This is a genomic window from Rhizobium sp. NXC14 (assembly GCF_002117485.1).
GTDB lineage: Bacteria > Pseudomonadota > Alphaproteobacteria > Rhizobiales > Rhizobiaceae > Rhizobium.
In genome coordinates, this window is sequence record NZ_CP021030.1 from 3,991,820 (window position 1) to 4,007,253 (window position 15,434).

16 protein-coding genes are annotated in these 15,434 nt (G+C 60.7%); 4 read left to right on the top strand and 12 right to left on the bottom strand.

Translation table 11 applies throughout. The features are described from left to right. Positions 1 to 58 precede the first annotated feature (58 nt). Positions 59 to 1,024, bottom strand: coding sequence for a transaldolase (gene tal / locus NXC14_RS19505; protein ID WP_085779539.1), 966 nt, complete (start codon positions 1,022 to 1,024; stop codon positions 59 to 61). Between the two features lie 426 nt (positions 1,025 to 1,450). Here tal and NXC14_RS19510 point away from each other — a divergent pair, with 426 nt between their 5' ends. Next, a complete protein-coding gene (locus NXC14_RS19510; protein ID WP_085779540.1) occupies positions 1,451 to 2,434 on the top strand; it encodes a sugar-binding transcriptional regulator in 984 nt (327 codons plus the stop codon). A gap of 63 nt (positions 2,435 to 2,497) precedes the next feature. Here NXC14_RS19510 and NXC14_RS19515 read toward each other — a convergent pair whose 3' ends face one another. Together NXC14_RS19515 and NXC14_RS19520 are read right to left on the bottom strand one after the other, a co-directional pair. Then, positions 2,498 to 3,370: a bifunctional helix-turn-helix domain-containing protein/methylated-DNA--[protein]-cysteine S-methyltransferase gene (locus NXC14_RS19515; protein ID WP_085779541.1), complete on the bottom strand. Its 873-nt coding sequence runs from the start codon at positions 3,368 to 3,370 to the stop codon at positions 2,498 to 2,500. A gap of 79 nt (positions 3,371 to 3,449) precedes the next feature. Beyond that, positions 3,450 to 3,947: a DUF2244 domain-containing protein gene (locus NXC14_RS19520; RefSeq protein WP_085779542.1), complete on the bottom strand. Its 498-nt coding sequence runs from the start codon at positions 3,945 to 3,947 to the stop codon at positions 3,450 to 3,452. Between NXC14_RS19520 and nth the strand changes: the two genes are divergently transcribed. Next, complete coding sequence (gene nth, locus NXC14_RS19525) at positions 3,946 to 4,740, top strand: endonuclease III (protein ID WP_198175473.1); 795 nt, start codon at positions 3,946 to 3,948, stop codon at positions 4,738 to 4,740. The genes NXC14_RS19520 and nth overlap by 2 nt on opposite strands. Here the strand turns inward: nth and NXC14_RS19530 are convergent. Continuing rightward, positions 4,705 to 5,283, bottom strand: a complete 579-nt coding sequence (locus tag NXC14_RS19530; RefSeq protein WP_085779544.1) for a TetR/AcrR family transcriptional regulator — start codon at positions 5,281 to 5,283, stop codon at positions 4,705 to 4,707. The genes nth and NXC14_RS19530 overlap by 36 nt on opposite strands. Before the next feature lie 77 nt (positions 5,284 to 5,360). On the opposite strand from NXC14_RS19530, the gene NXC14_RS19535 reads away from it, so the two are divergent. Then, positions 5,361 to 5,786 carry a VOC family protein gene (locus tag NXC14_RS19535; protein ID WP_085779545.1) on the top strand — a complete coding sequence of 142 codons (426 nt, stop codon included), beginning with the start codon at positions 5,361 to 5,363 and terminating at the stop codon, positions 5,784 to 5,786. Positions 5,787 to 5,789: 3 nt separating this feature from the next. Here NXC14_RS19535 and NXC14_RS19540 read toward each other — a convergent pair whose 3' ends face one another. After that, positions 5,790 to 6,503: a sulfate transporter family protein gene (locus tag NXC14_RS19540; protein ID WP_085779546.1), complete on the bottom strand. Its 714-nt coding sequence runs from the start codon at positions 6,501 to 6,503 to the stop codon at positions 5,790 to 5,792. A gap of 234 nt (positions 6,504 to 6,737) precedes the next feature. Between NXC14_RS19540 and NXC14_RS19545 the strand changes: the two genes are divergently transcribed. Further along, positions 6,738 to 7,592: a MurR/RpiR family transcriptional regulator gene (locus NXC14_RS19545; protein WP_085779547.1), complete on the top strand. Its 855-nt coding sequence runs from the start codon at positions 6,738 to 6,740 to the stop codon at positions 7,590 to 7,592. A 12-nt stretch (positions 7,593 to 7,604) separates the two neighbouring features. Here NXC14_RS19545 and NXC14_RS19550 read toward each other — a convergent pair. From NXC14_RS19550 to NXC14_RS19580, 7 genes are all read right to left on the bottom strand, one after another. Continuing rightward, positions 7,605 to 8,550 (bottom strand): IS630 family transposase gene (locus tag NXC14_RS19550; RefSeq protein WP_198175470.1). Its coding sequence is split into 2 segments (ribosomal slippage): positions 7,605 to 8,210 and positions 8,212 to 8,550, totalling 945 coding nucleotides; the frame shifts between segments, so codons are not numbered across the junction. Between the two features lie 104 nt (positions 8,551 to 8,654). After that, positions 8,655 to 10,238, bottom strand: a complete 1,584-nt coding sequence (locus NXC14_RS19555) for an FGGY-family carbohydrate kinase (RefSeq protein ID WP_085779548.1) — start codon at positions 10,236 to 10,238, stop codon at positions 8,655 to 8,657. Next, positions 10,238 to 10,927 (bottom strand): HAD family hydrolase, encoded by a 690-nt coding sequence (locus NXC14_RS19560; protein ID WP_085779549.1) that lies wholly within the window; start codon positions 10,925 to 10,927, stop codon positions 10,238 to 10,240. Before NXC14_RS19560 ends, NXC14_RS19555 begins: the two co-directional genes overlap by 1 nt. Positions 10,928 to 11,026: 99 nt before the next feature. Then, positions 11,027 to 12,508: a mannitol dehydrogenase family protein gene (locus NXC14_RS19565; protein WP_085779550.1), complete on the bottom strand. Its 1,482-nt coding sequence runs from the start codon at positions 12,506 to 12,508 to the stop codon at positions 11,027 to 11,029. 82 nt (positions 12,509 to 12,590) lie between these two features. Then, complete coding sequence (locus NXC14_RS19570) at positions 12,591 to 13,589, bottom strand: ABC transporter ATP-binding protein (protein WP_085779551.1); 999 nt, start codon at positions 13,587 to 13,589, stop codon at positions 12,591 to 12,593. 16 nt (positions 13,590 to 13,605) lie between these two features. After that, positions 13,606 to 14,436: a carbohydrate ABC transporter permease gene (locus NXC14_RS19575; RefSeq protein WP_085779552.1), complete on the bottom strand. Its 831-nt coding sequence runs from the start codon at positions 14,434 to 14,436 to the stop codon at positions 13,606 to 13,608. A gap of 1 nt (position 14,437) precedes the next feature. Then, positions 14,438 to 15,310 carry a sugar ABC transporter permease gene (locus tag NXC14_RS19580; protein WP_085780200.1) on the bottom strand — a complete coding sequence of 291 codons (873 nt, stop codon included), beginning with the start codon at positions 15,308 to 15,310 and terminating at the stop codon, positions 14,438 to 14,440. Between the last annotated feature and the right edge of the window lie 124 nt (positions 15,311 to 15,434).

Consider the following 15,434-nt stretch of genomic DNA (forward strand, 5'->3'; position numbering starts at 1 on the left):
CATGAAAAAGGCGCGGTTGCCAGCCGGCATCCACGCCTTCGATCATTGGCGTGCTCTATCAGGCGGCAGCGAGCTGCAGTTCCTTCTGCACCATGGTGCGCAGCGTCGACAGGTCCTTGGCGAAGGCGCGGATGCCTTCCGCGAGCTTTTCCGTCGCCATCGCGTCTTCGTTCATCATCCAGCGGAAGGTCTTTTCGTCGACGGCGATTTTGGCAGCCGGCCTGACCGTTTCGGGCGACAGCTTGCGCTCGAGCTTGCCTTGGTCGTTTGAAAGCTCGTCGAGCAGGTTCGGAGCGATGGTCAGGCGATCGCAACCGGCCAGAGCTTCGATCTCGCCGGTATTGCGGAAGGACGCGCCCATGACGACCGTCTTGATGTCGTTGGCCTTGTAGTAGTTGTAGATGTCACGGACGGAGATGACGCCCGGATCCTCCTCGGCAGTGAAATCCTTGCCCGTCGACTTCTTGTACCAGTCGAGGATACGGCCGACGAAGGGCGAAATCAGGAAAACCTTGGCATCAGCGCAGGCGATCGCCTGCGCCTTGGAGAAGAGCAACGTCAGATTGCAGTCGATGCCCTCCTTCTGCAGGATTTCCGCTGCGCGAATGCCCTCCCAGGTAGACGCGAGCTTGATGAGGATACGGTCTTTCTCGATGCCGCGTTCCTTGTAGGCGGCAATGATGCTGCGTGCCTTGTTCAGCGATGCTTCGGTATCAAAGGACAGGTCGGCATCGACTTCCGTCGAAACGCGGCCGGGAACGAGCTTCACCAGGGCGGCGCCGACCGAGATGGCAAGGCGGTCGGCAACGGCTGCAGCGGCAACATTTGCGTCGCCGCCGAGCTTCTTGCCCCAGGCGATAGCTTCCTTCATGTCGTCTGCGAACATTTCGGTACCGAGCGCCTTTAGGACGATGGATGGATTGGTCGTGCAGTCGACCGGCTTCAGGCGGGCGACTGCCTGAATATCGCCTGTATCGGCGACGACGGTGGTAATCTCGCGGAGTTGGTCAAGCTTGGATGTCATGGTTGGTGATCCTTATTGAATTCAAAGCGGACCGGCGCGACTTCCGCCCGGCAAAGAGATGATCTAGGGACAGATGTTTTGCATGCTGCGGGCGAATATACGCGCTTCCGTCACGGATGATTCATAAACGTAAGGGACAGTCGACGTGTTCCGGCCGCATGCAAACGGCTGCTCGAACGCAGGCGATACCGCCTGCGGCGCAAAGGCCGGTCGTGACTTTCGGCATGCCCGCACTATGTCCTCCTCGGACTGACAGGGACGACTTTATGTCGCGAGGACTATCGCCGTTCGCGCAAGGAAAAGTCAAGGACATTTGTGCATTCTGATTGACATAAGTGTCACACCCGTCATTATCCCGGCAGCAAACGCATAGGCGCAGCCTTTCGTCCCATCAGGGATTTAGGCGAAAATCCTGCGGGAGGAGACGTGGTCAAGCTCAAACGCGGCACCCATACCGCCTATTCCGAGGCATCCTCGCTGCGGCTGAGGGCTGCATGGCTCTATTACAATGAGGGCCTGACCCAGAAAGACGTCGCCGAACAGCTCGGCATCAGCCGGACGACGGTGATCCGCCTGCTCGACGAGTCGATGAAACGCAGCGAAGTCCAGATCTGGATCAACGATTCGATCGGCGATTGCGTCGAGCTTTCGGTCAAGCTGGAGCGTGCCTATGGCCTCGACGAAGCGATCGTCGTGCCTGCGCCGGTTCATGGCGATGTCGATTCACTGGCAAAGAACGTCGGCTTGGCGCTTGGCCAGTTCCTCTCCGAAGCCATTCCCGACGACTATACGATTGGTGTCGGCTGGGGCCGCACCATGACCGCCTCGCTGGCGAGCTTCCGGCCACCGCGCCGCGCCAATTGCAAGGTCGTTTCGCTGCTCGGCGGCATCGTTGCCGTGCATCAGACGAATCCGATCGATTACACCTGGCGGCTGGCCAACCAGCTCGGCGCCGAATGTTACATGTTCCTGGCGCCGCTTCTCGTCGATTCCATCGAAACCAAACGCAATCTGATCGACAAATGCGGGTTGGACACGATCTACCGCCTCGCCGAGAACCTCGATCTCGCGATCGTCAGTTGCGGTGATATCGGGCCGCACTCGACCTCGCTATCGGAAGGCTGGATATCGAAGGCCGAGTTGCAAGAACTGATCAATGCCGGCTGCGTCTGCGACACCATGTTCAACTTCCTCGACAGGAACGGAAATTCGGTCGATCACTCGATCAACCAGCGGGTGATGTCCGTCGATCTCGACATGCTGAAAGAGGCCAAGCACATCGTGCTTTCCTCCGGCGGCGCCCACCGGGCCACCGCCATCCGCGCCACGATCAAGCGCATCGGCTGCAACACGCTGATCACCGATGAAGGTGCGGCGCAAGCATTGCTTGATCTCGCCGAACAGGCCTGAAGCGCGCCGTGATCTTTCAGATTGGCTGCCGCGCTTCATGCCGTCCTTTTTGCTGGGCATGCTTTACGCATGCGCCGATTCCCAACCGAGCATCGCGCGTTTGCGGGTGAGGCCCCAGTGATAACCCGTCAGCGCACCGTTCTTGCCGAGCGCGCGGTGGCAAGGCACCACGAAGGAGATCGGATTCGCCCCCACCGCCGCGCCGACAGCGCGCTGGGCCGTCGGCCGGCCGATATCCTTGGCGATGTCGGAATAGGTGACCGCCTTGCCGAACGGTATCTTCATGAGGCTCTGCCAGACACGCACCTGGAAATCCGTGCCGATCAGCACGACACGGAGCGGCTGCTCGGAAGACCACTTTCCGGGTTGGAAGATGCGGGCGGCATAGGGCATCGTCGCCTGCAGGTCTTCGATGTATTCGGCATTCGGCCAGCGGCAGGTCATGTCCTCGAGACAAGCCCTTTCACTGCCGGAATCGCTGAAGGCAAGGCCGGCAAGACCGCGATCGGTCACCATGATCAACGCCACGCCGAAGGGGCAGATGTGGAAGCCGTAGCGGATGGTGAGGCCGCCCCCTTTTGCCTTCCATTCGCCCGGCGACATCGCCTCATGGGTCACAAAAAGATCGTGCAGACGGCTTGGCCCGGAGAGGCCGACTTCGATCGATGCCTCGAGCAAAGGCATGTCTTCCTTACGCAGCAGCCGCTTGGCGTGGTCAAGCGTCACCGCCTGCAGGAAACCTTTCGGCGAGAGGCCAGCCCAGCGGGTGAAGGTCTTCTGCAGTTGTGTCGGCGACTGGTTGAGCCTAGCGGCGATCGCCTCCAGTGACGGCTGGTCGCGGTAATCCTCGGTGATGAGTTCGATGACCCGACGAACGATATCGTAATCAGGGCCGTCAGGCGTGATGTCGGTCTGCGGGTTCACGATCATATCCATGGTCTTTCTCCTTGTCACAAGGAGATAATCAATAGGCCGGGGCTAAACCACCCGATTCTTGCGCGCTCGCCTGATACGCTCAGATACGCTGTTTGACTGCGGCGAGCGCGCCCTTGAAGGCCTTGGCAAAGCTTTCACGATCGTCAGGATTGAGGAAGGAGCCGATATCGGTGCGCCGGCCTTCGCCGAAGATATGCATGGAGAGGATGCCAATCTCCTGATGCCTTCGAACGAGGAACCGCGCCCAGAACGGGTTGAAATGATGCTCCACCATCCGCCCCGATGGGGCAAACTTGCGCACCGATACGTCCGTGCGCGAGACGGTGACCTGTTCGCGCACCCGCCCGGACCGGTAATTCAGCCAGAAGGCGCCGTAGAGAAGCGCGAAATCCAAGCCGAAGAAGAAGCCGATCGGCCAGGCGCCGGTGGCGATGAAGAACATCCCATAGAGGAAGCAGACGGCGCCGGACAGAATGAGCAGCACCTTGAAGCCCCGGCGGCCGAGGGACCGGTGTGGGAAGAGCTCGGCGGCGAAAACAGGCTGCTCGCTAGAGCTGTTGGCGTTGCTTTCCATCATGACCGCTGAGTATAGAGTTTCCATGGCGAATCCGAAACTCAAATCCCCGCCGCAAGGCACGAATGTGATCACCCGCCGCAAACCGGCGGCGGTCAAAACCGCCTATTCGCAGGCCGAGCGCGAGGAAATCTTCCGTCGCTTTTCGGTGCAGCGACCCGAGCCGCGGGGCGAGCTGGAGCATACCAACCCTTTCACCCTCGTCGTGGCGGTGGCTCTCTCCGCCCAGGCCACCGATGCCGGTGTCAACAAGGCGACGCGAGCGCTTTTCAAGGTGGCCGATACGCCGCAGAAAATGCTCGATCTCGGCGAGGACAAGCTTCGCGATTACATCAAGACAATCGGCCTATATCGCAACAAGGCGAAAAACGTCATGGCGCTCTCGCAAATGCTGGTCGACGACTTCTCCGGCAAGGTGCCGGAAACGCGCGAGGAACTGGTGCGCCTGCCGGGTGTCGGCCGCAAGACTGCCAATGTCGTGCTGTCGATGGCCTTTGGCCAGGCCACCATGGCCGTCGATACGCACATCTTCCGGATCGCCAATCGCATCAGGCTTGCTCCCGGCAAGACGCCTGATGAAGTCGAAGCGCGATTGATGAAAGTGGTGCCGAAACACTACCTCTATCACGCCCATCACTGGCTGATCCTGCACGGGCGCTACACCTGCAAGGCACGCCGCCCCGAATGCGAGCGCTGCGTCATCGCCGATATTTGCAAATCGCCGGAGAAGAGTTCGGATGTGCCGGCTCCGCTGGTCGAGCTACCGCCCCAGGTGATCGGCGAGGCTGTCGAGTAGAACAGTGATCGCTTGCTCGTAACTCCGCCGTTCGGCGCCCGCCTCGATCGCAATTGCCGCGCGGTCGAAGCCCGCCGATAGCAGCAATGTCAGAGGCTCAAGCGTAGCGCCAGCTCTCGGAAGCATGGCTGCAAGTCCTGTCCGCAATGTCCTTTCCGCGTTGTCGGCATCGATCGCCTGGCTCGCCGGCAGACCGAGAACGGCAGGAGCGTCGATCAATAGCAGCCGCGTGCGGCCTTCCGCCATCATTGCGTGGAAATAGGCCGAAACGCCGGCAATCAGCGCGTCGCGCGGCGTATCATCGGACGCCGAAGATGCCGCGATTGCTTCGGCGACTGCGCGCGCCTCGACTTCGACAACCGCGCGAAAGAGCGCCTTCTTGTCTTCGAAATGATGATAGAGCGCTCCGCGTGTCACACCCGCCGCCGCTGCGATCTCCGGCGTCGCCGTTTCGGCATACCCTTTATCGACGAAGAGGCGTCGTCCGGCATCGATCAGCGCCCCTCTTGTCTGTTCCGTTCTTTCGCGATTGCTGCGGCTCATCTCCCCCATTTACATACAAACAGACTGTATGTTAAGAATAAAAACATACAGTCTGTCTGTATCTATGGAGGAAAAGGATGAAATCGACGAGCTATTATCCTGTCATCATGACCGACGACGTTGCCGGTTCCGCCCGCTTCTATTGCGCGCATTTCGGCTTCGGGGCGTTGTTCGAGAGCGAGTGGTACGTTCATCTGCAATCGACCGAGGCGGAGCATGTCTCGCTCGCAATCCTCGACGGCAGCCACGAAACCATCCCGGCTGCGGCTCGCGGCAAAGTGTCCGGACTGCTCCTCAATTTCGAGGTTGCCGATGTCGATGCGGTCTACGCGGCCTGCAACAGCACAAACCTCCCGATCCTGCAGGAGATCCGCGACGAGGATTTCGGCCAGCGGCATTTCATCACCGCCGATCCGAACGGCGTGCTGATCGACATCATCACGCCGATCCCGCCGAGCGCCGAATTTGCGCCAATGTACGAGACATCAGCCTTACCGGGTTGATCCTCAGGCGCGAAAACCGGCGTCCTTTGCGGATATCAGCTTGTGCAGATGCACCATCATGCCCGCGGCAAAGAGAGGCGTCAGCAGGTTGACCGCGGGGATCGCCAGAAAGAGAGCGATCACCAGCCCGCCGAGAAAGACCGTCGGCGCATGTTTGGCACGGAAGAGCCGCGCTTCATGCGGCGAACGGAAGCGCATGGCGGCGAATTCAAAGAATTCCCGTCCGAGCAAATAGCCGTTCACCAGAAAGAAAGCGACCAGATTGACGCCGGGAATGAACAGCAACAACAACGCCACGATATTGCCGAGGATCACCACCCCCAGGAATTTGATCGAGCTCGCCATCGCCGGGCCGAGCGGCATGGCGGCGCCCGGCGCGTCGCCGGGATAGTCACGTTTTTCGATAACGTCGGCGACATCGTCGAGGAAAAGGCCCGCAATAAGCGCCGTGACGGGCGAAAGCAGCAACGCCAGCACGAGCGCAAGGCCGACCCCGGCAAGGATTGCGAAGACCAGAGCAAACCATCCCGCCCAATCCGGCATATCGGGAAAGAAGCTGGTGATCCAGGGAAAGAGGAGGGCCATGAAGGCCCCGCGTAGTGCGAACCAGAGGCCGACGAGCACGAGAAGCGTCAGGCCGAGCACCTTCCAGAAGACCAAGCGCGTCTCCGGCGCGAACAGATTGGCGAGCGAAAGGCGTGCGGCATCAAGAATCATTTCTTCAGCGTCTCCGGTTGCGCAGAAGATGTAGGAAAGGCGAATGCCACCGGCAAGAGAGAATAAAATTGCAGGCTTTAATAGAAACTTGTCGCAATATTAGAACGAATATAATATTATGAGACGCAGAAATACGCATGGGCCTGAGAAGCAGCTTCCGACAATAGTTGCCAAGACAAGGGATTGCGATAGCGCATCCACGGAACGCCTCTGAGGAAATACGGGGAGGCTGATGTGGAAGACTTTGTACACAAACTCAGGCAATACGTAAAAAGCGGCACACCGGCCGAGCGTCGAATTGCGAAATATTTCTCCGAGCACCTGAACGACCTGCCGTTTGAGACGGCAGCATCTGTCGCCGACAGGCTGGACCTCTCGCCGATGACCGTCGGGCGCTTCCTGCGCGCGCTCGGCTATCAGGGTTTGGACAGCGTCAAGGTGGAAATTCGCGAAACCGTGACGACATCGCCGGCGCAGTTGCAGAGCGCCATGAGCGAACTGCATGCGGACGCCGCGGAGGGCAAGCCGCTTGCCGTGCTGGTTGCCGAGCAGATCCAGGCCCTGCATCACATCTATCATCTGACGGCGCAGCCGCTTTGGGCCGAAGCCGTCCGCCTGATCAGCACGGCCCGCGAAGTATCGATCGCCACGCATGCGCGGCTCGCAAGCCTTGCCAATCATTTCTCCCAGCGGCTGACGCAGGCCCGCGATGGTGTCCGCACGCTCGATGCCACCGACAACCGTTTTGCCGAACTCTTCGCCCGGCAGGCCGTCGACGACGCTTTGCTCGTCATCATCGACTGCCGCCGTTTCGCCAAGGCACGGCTGCTTGCCAGAACCGCGCGCCGCTACGGCTACAAGGTCGTGCTGATTTCGCCTCAGCAAGCAGACTGGATGGCAGATCAGTCAAACGTCATGCTGTCCTTGCCGCCGGCACGCGCTCCCGATCTCGACAACCTTCCGCCGCTGATCGCGCTGCTCGATTGCCTTTCGGAATCCGTCATTCTCGAAGTCGGAGAGGAGGCAGCGCTGCGCCGCCGCCGCATGCTGGAATTTGCGACCGTCCTCGGTGAAACCGCGAACCACTAGAGTCTGTCAGGTTTATGTTGAAACATATCCTGCATGCCTGAGATAGGCGGCGCATTCGCGCGGGCTGAATGCTTTGAGGACTTCACCGACGCGCCGCCATGTCGCTTCGACGCTACGCTCGTCGGCCTTGCGCAGCAAAGTCTTGAGTTTGGCGAACATCATCTCGATCGGATTGAGATCAGGGCTGTAGGGCGGCAAGAAGAACAGGTGGGCGCCGGCATTGCGGATGGCGTTGCGCGCCGGCTTGCCCTTGTGGCTGCCGAGATTGTCGAGGATGACGATATCGCCGCGATTGAGGGTTGGTGCCAGGCATTGCTCGACCCAGGCGGTGAAAGCGGTGCCGTTGATCGGGCCATCGAGCACGAAAGGCGCGACGATGCGGTCGTGGCGCAGCCCGGCGAGGAAGGTCAGCGTTTTCCAATGGCCATGCGGTATTCCGGCGATCAGCGGCTGCCCACGCTGACACCAGCCGCGGGTGCGCGTCATGTTGGTTTTGACCCAGGTTTCGTCAACGAACACCAGGCGGTCCGGATCAAGTCGATGTTGATGGGTCTTCCAGCGGCTCCGGAACCGCGCCACCTTCGGCCTGTCCTGCTCGCTGGCGATCAGCGTTTTTTTTAAATGTCTTGCCTTCACGGCGCAAGAAACGCCAAACCGTGTCATGAGAGACATGGATGCCTGCCACCTTCAGATCGACGGCAAGCGCCCGCACCGTCCAATCGGCTTTGGCCGCCAGGCGGCGGTGAACCTCATCGGCCGCCGCGCCACACAGCATGGGTTTGACATGCCCACCCATCTTGGCCGGCGCCAAACCACGCCCGGATCGGTCAAGCTGACCGATCCGCACTGCCGTCGCCGCCGATACCCCAAAGCGCAAGGCGGCCGCCCGCACCGTCATGCCCTCGGCAAGTGCGTCGGCAATGCGCTTGCGTAAATCCACGGAAAGAGGTCGCGCCATCGTTGCTGGCCTCCCCACCAGCAATGATGTTGAATCACAACCGAAGCAAAAAGGGAATCCCGTTGCGATTCAGCTTAAAGCTGACCGACTCTAGATGTGAGCTTTCAGAACATCGCTTCCAGCTCGGCACGGTGCCGATGCATGGCCAGAAGACGGCGATAATCGCGGTCGTAAAGCGCCTGTTTCGCTTTGTCGGGAAGCCGTTCGACGCCGCCCCGATACATCGCCTCGCCGGCTGCCGCCAAATCCTCGTGCAGGCCGCAGGCGACGGATGCCGCAATCGCCGTACCGAGCAGCACCGCCTCGTTCATCTTCGGCACCACGACCTTGCAGCCGGTGGCGTCGCTATAGAGTTCCATCAGCACCGGGTTCTTCACGTGTCCGCCGGCGATATGCAGCGTATCGGGCACGTAGCCGTAGTCCTTCATCGTCTCCAGGATATGGCGGATGCCGAGAGCGATCGCGACGGCAGACCGCCAATAGAGCGCGCAAAGCCCGTCGAAGGAAGTGTCGAGCGTCAGCCCGCTGATCACGCCGACGGCATGCGGATCGGCAAGCGGCGAGCGATTGCCGTGAAAGTCCGGCAGCACAAAAATACGCTCGCCGAAAGCGTCGCCCTCCTCTGCCCGCAATTCGGCGATGCGCGCGACGATCTTCTGGTGCAATGCCGCTGTCGGCTCACCGCCGGCCGCATGCATGCGCACGATATGGTCGAGCAGCGCACCGGTCGCCGATTGCCCGGCTTCCACCAGCCAGGACTGTGGGAAGACAACCTCATAATAAGGCCCCCACATGCCGTGGCTTGGCTTGCACTCCCGCGAGAAGGCGACGACGCAGCTCGACGTGCCGGCGATCAGTGCCAGCTGGCGCTCACGTGTTACGGGATCGGCGGCATAACCGCCGAGCGCCCCAAGCGCGCCGGCATAAGCGTCGATCATTCCCGCGGAGACATGGCACTCCGTAGTCAGCCCGAGCGCCTCGGCCGCATTAGCGGTCAGCCGGCCTATACTGCCGCCGACCGGCACAGTCTCATCCGGCAGCCGGCCGCGAGTCTGAAGATCATCGAGCCCGATCCGCTGCAGGAAATCCTGCTGCCATCCCTTTTCGAGATGGGCGAGATAATTCCATTTTGCCGTCAGCGTGCAACGAGAACGGGCGGTCGACCCAGTTGATTTCCAGGTCATGAAATCAGCAAGGTCGAAGAAATAGCCCGCCCTTTCCCACGTCGCCGGCAGCTTCTTCTTCAGCCACATCAGCTTCGGCATTTCCATTTCCGGCGACATGACGTGGCCGGAATGATCAAGCACCCTGTGCTCCGTCGCCGTGCAGAAGTCGGCTTCCTTCAGCGCGCGATGATCGAGCCACACGATGGTGTCGAAACGCCGCTCGCCGGTTGTGGACACGCTGATCGGCCGGCCTTCGACGTCGCGGACCACGAGGGAACAGGTAGCGTCGAAACCGATTGCTCCGACCGAGGCGGCGGCAATACCGGATTGCTCCATCGCCCGGCGCACCGCGGTGCAGGCGGCCGACCAGATGTCTTCGGAATCGTGCTCGGCGTGGTTTTCACGCGGCCGGTTCATGACAATCGGATGTTCAGCCTTGGCCAGCAGATGGCCGCCGGCATCGAAGACGCCGGCGCGCGCGCTGCCGGTGCCGACATCCACCGCAACCACATGATCACGCATCAAATTGCAGTCCCGTCCAGCTTATGGTTGCGGACAAGGTGTATCAATTCCGGCATGGCGTCAAACACGACATCAGGCGAAAGCCGGTCGAGTTCGGCGCGGTATCCGGCGAAATTCGCATGCGATCCGCCGGTGAAGGCAAAGACCGTCATGCCCGCCGCCTTGGCGGCGGCAATGCCGGCCGGACTGTCCTCGATGACGAGGCAGGATCCCGGCTCGACATGCATTTGCCTTGCCGCGTGGAGGAAGAGATCGGGCGCCGGTTTCCCGCGCTTGACCATCGTCGCGCTGAAGATGTCGGGCAGCCTGTCGAGAAGTCCGGTGACGGACAGCGACAACCGGATTCGCTCCATCTGACTTGATGAAGCGACACAACAGGGAATGCCGAGCCCGTCGATCGTCGCCGCGATGCCTTCTATCGGCTTCAGCTCGGTGCGAAACCGCGCGTAGAGATCAGTGCGAATGCGCTCCAGGAATTCTTCGCCGGCGTGAATATTGAACTCGGTTTCCAGCGTATCGATGAGGGTTGCCAGGCTGCGTCCGAGGAAGCGCTCATAGGCCTGGTCTTCGGTAATCGAAACGCCGAGATCACTCATCGCCCTGACGAGCACGCTGATCGAGATCGGTTCGCTGTCGACGAGCACGCCGTCGCAATCGAAAATGACCAGCCGTGGTTCAGCATCAGCCATGAAAAACCCAACCTGACTTCGATTCGGACGCATGATCGTCCCGCGCCGCCCGCAAGGCGGGATGGATGGCGCCAGCCGATGCCGCCATCCGCATTCCCCTTACACTGCGAGCTTGCCGTCGAGATAGAGCTGCAGCGTTTCCCGCGTGCCCTTTTCCCACAAGGTTTTAACAGCATGAGCAAAACGTTTGCGGAAAAGATCCGATTTCGCCACCTCGCCGAAAATATCATCGAAGCCGAGGAAGGCGGACGGATCGGCCTTTGCCTTCAGCGCCGCTGCGTGCAGGCGCTCGGCGCTGGCGTCGTTGAAGACGATATCCTTGCCGCTGTCGGTCTTGCCGGCGAAATAACGGCACCAAAGCGCCGAGACCAGCGCCAGGCCGATGACATCTCTGCCCTGGCGCAGATTGTCGAGCGTCGACGGCAGGATGAATTTCGGTTGGCGATTCGAGCCATCCTGCGCCAGACGCGGGATGGTATCGGCGATCTTCGGATTGAGAAGCCGATGTTCGATGAGGGCGAAATAATCCGTCAGCGACGTGTTTGGCACCGGCGGCACGATCGGAATGATTTCGTCTGTCTCCAGCTTGGCCAGGAACGCCCGGATCAGCGGATCTTCCATGGCATCATGCACGAAATGAATGTCCATCAGCGCCGCCGGATAGGCGATCGCGGCATGCCCGCCGTTCAGGATTCGGATCTTCATATGCTCGTAAGGCGTAACATCAGGAACGAAGGTGACGCCGACCTTTTCCAAGGCCGGGCGGCCGGCCGTGAACTTGTCTTCGAGCACCCACTGCTTGAATTCTTCGCAATAAACCGGCCAATTATCCTCAATGCCGAAATTGTCCCTGAGGAAATCGATCTCCCGCTGGCCGGTCGCCGGCGTAATTCGGTCGACCATCGCGTTTGGAAAGGCAACATTAACCCTGATCCAGTCGGCAAGGGCGGCATCCGAAAGTGCTGCAGTGCCGATCACGGCATTGGCGGTGACGACGCCATTATGGGGAATGTTGTCGCAGGACATCACGGTGAAAGGTCCGATGCCCTTGTCCTTGCGCGCCTTGAGGCCAGCGACGATCAGACCGAAAACCGTCTTCGGCGCACCGGGATCTTGTCCATCGGCGGCGATAGCAGGATGGGCCGGATTGAACGTGCCTGAAGCATCGATGAAATAACCGCCCTCGGTGATCGTCAGCGAGACGATGCGTATCTCGGGATCGGCAAGCCTGGCGATGATGGCGGCAGGATCGCCGACCGGCAGAATGTCGATCATCGGGGCGGTGACACGCGCCGCCGTCTTGTTGTTGTCCTGCTCCACCACCGTCGTCAAGAAATCCTGCGCCGCAAGCTTCTCGCGCATGGCGGCATCCGATGGCAGAACGCCGGCACCGACAATTGCCCAGTCGTGATCGGCGCCCTGGTTGAAGAGATCGTCGAGATAGATCGCCTGATGCGCGCGGTGGAAATTGCCGACGCCGAAGTGCACGATGCCGGCTTTCAGCGACGCCCTGTCGTAGGAAGGGATGGCGGCAGTGCGCGCCGCGTCCGAAAGCGTTGCCAGCGATAATTTGCACGTCATGTTTCAGTCCTCTAGAAGGTCTTGCCGAGACGGCCGAGCGCCATCGCCCGGCTCGCATGCCTGCCCCCAGCCGGCCGCCTGCTCAGATGGCAAGGCCGCCCTCGTTGAATTTATGAATGCGTGACCGGTCCGGCGTCAGATAGACCCTATCGCCCGCTTGCGCGGCAAAATCGCCACTGCCGCGCGCCGTCACCATCCCGATCCCCTCGACATCTATGTGCAGGAAGGTGTCGGAACCGAGATGCTCGGCAACGACGACCCTGCCCTTCCAATCGCCGCTCTCCATCGACAGCAGCATGTGTTCGGGACGGATGCCGAGCGTGTGCGCGCCGAGCTCGGCGGCGTTCTGGCCCTTGATGAAATTCATCTTCGGCGAGCCGATGAAGCCGGCGACGAAAAGATTGCGCGGGCGGCTGTAGAGTTCGAGCGGCGAGCCGACCTGCTCGATATTGCCGCGGTTCAGCACGACGATCTTGTCGGCCATGGTCATCGCCTCGACCTGGTCATGGGTGACATAGATCATCGTCGTCTTCAGCTGCTGATGCAACTCGCTGATTTCGAGGCGCATATTGACGCGCAGAGCCGCGTCGAGATTCGACAGCGGTTCATCGAAGAGGAAGGCTGAAGGCTGGCGCACGATGGCGCGACCGATAGCGACGCGCTGGCGCTGACCGCCGGAAAGCTGGCGCGGCTTGCGCTCCAGATAGTCGGTGAGGTTCAGCACTCGTGCCGCATCCGTCACCTTACGGTCGATTTCCGCCTTGTCGACGCCCGCCATCTTCAGCGGGAAGGCGATGTTGTTGCGCACGCTCATATGCGGATAGAGCGCGTAGGACTGGAACACCATGGCAAGGCCGCGCTCCGACGGCGCCTTCTCGGTGGCGTCCTTGCCGTCGATGACGATCTTGCCGCCGGAGACATCCTCAAGACCGGCGATCAGCCTGAGCAGCGTGGACTTGCCGCAGCCGGATGGACCGACGAAGACGACGAACTCGCCGTCGTTGATATCGAGATCAATCGAAGGGATGACCTTGGCTTCGCCGAAGACCTTGGAAACCTTCTGAAGGGTAATGCTGCCCATGTTTGTCTCCCTTTTCTTATTTCACTGCGCCGAAGGTCAGGCCGCGGACGAGTTGCTTCTGGCTGAACCAGCCGAGGATCAGGATCGGCGCGATCGCCATGGTCGAGGCCGCCGAGAGCTTGGCATAGAACAAGCCTTCGGGGCTGGAATAGGAGGCGATGAAGGCCGTCAGCGGTGCCGCCTTCGAGGCGGTGAGGTTGAGCGTCCAGAAGGCCTCGTTCCAGGCAAGGATGATGTTCAGAAGCAGCGTCGAGGCAATGCCCGGCACCGCCATCGGCGTCAGCACGTAGACGATCTCCTTCATCAGCGAGGCGCCGTCCATGCGGGCCGCTTCGAGGATCTCACCGGGAATTTCCTTGAAGTAGGTGTAGAGCATCCAGACGATGATCGGCAGATTGATCAGCGTCAGCACGATCACCAGCCCGATGCGCGTGTCGAGCAGACCGGAATTGCGGAACATCAGATAGATGGGGATCAGCGCGCCCACAGGCGGCATCATCTTGGTCGAGAGCATCCACATCAGCACGTCCTTCGTCCGCTTGGTGGGCGCGAACGCCATCGCCCAGGCGGCCGGAATGGCGATGATCAGGCCGATCAGCGTCGAGCCGAAGGAAATGACCACCGAGTTCATGAAGTGGCTGAGATAGTTCGACCGGCTCTGCACTTCCGCATAGTTCTCCGCGGTCCAGTGGAAGAACAGGAACTGCGGCGGCGAGGCGATGGCGTCGGCTTCCGACTTGAAGCTGGTCAGGAACGTCCAGAGGATCGGGAAGAAGATCAGGATGCCGAGCGTCCAGGCGACCGCCGTCACGATGAGCTTGCGCTGAGTTGTGACTTTTCTGGCCATCTCAAGCCTCCAGATTCTTGCCGACGAGGCGGACGAGGAAGATCGCGACAATATTGGCAAGCACGACCGCGACGATGCCGCCTGCAGAAGCGCCGCCGATATCGAACTGCAGCAGAGCCTGCGCATAGACGAGATAGGTGAGGTTGGTGCTGTCGGTGCCCGGCCCGCCATTGGTGGTGACGAGGATTTCGGCGAAGACCGAGAGCAGGAAGATCGTCTGGATCAGGATCACCACGGTGATGGCACGCGCCATGTGCGGCAGGATGATGTAGATGAATTTCGAGATCGCCCCGGCGCCGTCCATTTCGGCCGCCTCCTTCTGCTCCTCGTCGAGCGACTGCAGCGCCGTCAACAGGATGAGGGTGGCAAAGGGCAGCCACTGCCAGGCGACGATGAGGATGACGGACAGGAGCGGCGCATTCGCCAGCCAGTCGATCGGCTGCAGGCCGAGCGCTTTCGCAAGATGCGCAAACAAGCCGTTGACCGGGTTCATGAACATGTTCTTCCAGACGAGTGCTGCCACTGTCGGCATGACGAAGAACGGCGCGATGACAAGGATGCGCACGATGCCCTGGCCGTACATCGGTTGGTCGAGCAGCAGCGCGAAGGCGATGCCGCCGACGACGGTGACGACGAGAACGCCGGCAACAAGCAGCAGCGTATTGATCAGCGCGGCGATGAAGGCCGGATCTGACAGGAAATATTCGTAGTTCAGCAGGCCGACGAAGCTCTCCATGCCAGGGCTGAGCAGATTATAGTTCAGCAGAGAGAAATAGATCGTCATCGCAAGCGGGACGATCATCCACGCAAAGAGGAACAGCACGGAGGGCGCAATCATCAGGCGCGCCGCGGAGCGAGTATGTGTTGTTGCCATGGCAATCACCGATCTGAAGTGAAGCGGGGAGCGGCCGCAATGCAGCTTGATCTGGAAAAGAGGCCGCCGATGCGGTTTGGGCAATCGGCGGCCCAGAGGGGCGGATTGTCAAGGATCCGCCTCT

Bases quoted from the DNA above. Each gene is read 5' to 3' on its own strand.
- NXC14_RS19515 (WP_085779541.1), bottom strand. From the start codon at position 3,370: ATGGATATGATCGTGAACCCGCAGACCGACATCACGCCTGACGGCCCT.
- nth (WP_198175473.1), top strand. From the start codon at position 3,946: ATGACCGCTGAGTATAGAGTTTCCATGGCGAATCCGAAACTCAAATCC.
- NXC14_RS19555 (WP_085779548.1), bottom strand. From the start codon at position 10,238: ATGCGTGATCATGTGGTTGCGGTGGATGTCGGCACCGGCAGCGCGCGC.
- NXC14_RS19520 (WP_085779542.1), bottom strand. From the start codon at position 3,947: ATGATGGAAAGCAACGCCAACAGCTCTAGCGAGCAGCCTGTTTTCGCC.
- NXC14_RS19530 (WP_085779544.1), bottom strand. From the start codon at position 5,283: ATGAGCCGCAGCAATCGCGAAAGAACGGAACAGACAAGAGGGGCGCTG.
- NXC14_RS19535 (WP_085779545.1), top strand. From the start codon at position 5,361: ATGAAATCGACGAGCTATTATCCTGTCATCATGACCGACGACGTTGCC.
- NXC14_RS19570 (WP_085779551.1), bottom strand. From the start codon at position 13,589: ATGGGCAGCATTACCCTTCAGAAGGTTTCCAAGGTCTTCGGCGAAGCC.
- NXC14_RS19565 (WP_085779550.1), bottom strand. From the start codon at position 12,508: ATGACGTGCAAATTATCGCTGGCAACGCTTTCGGACGCGGCGCGCACT.
- tal (WP_085779539.1), bottom strand. From the start codon at position 1,024: ATGACATCCAAGCTTGACCAACTCCGCGAGATTACCACCGTCGTCGCC.
- NXC14_RS19540 (WP_085779546.1), bottom strand. From the start codon at position 6,503: ATGATTCTTGATGCCGCACGCCTTTCGCTCGCCAATCTGTTCGCGCCG.
- NXC14_RS19560 (WP_085779549.1), bottom strand. From the start codon at position 10,927: ATGGCTGATGCTGAACCACGGCTGGTCATTTTCGATTGCGACGGCGTG.
- NXC14_RS19575 (WP_085779552.1), bottom strand. From the start codon at position 14,436: ATGGCCAGAAAAGTCACAACTCAGCGCAAGCTCATCGTGACGGCGGTC.
- NXC14_RS19580 (WP_085780200.1), bottom strand. From the start codon at position 15,310: ATGGCAACAACACATACTCGCTCCGCGGCGCGCCTGATGATTGCGCCC.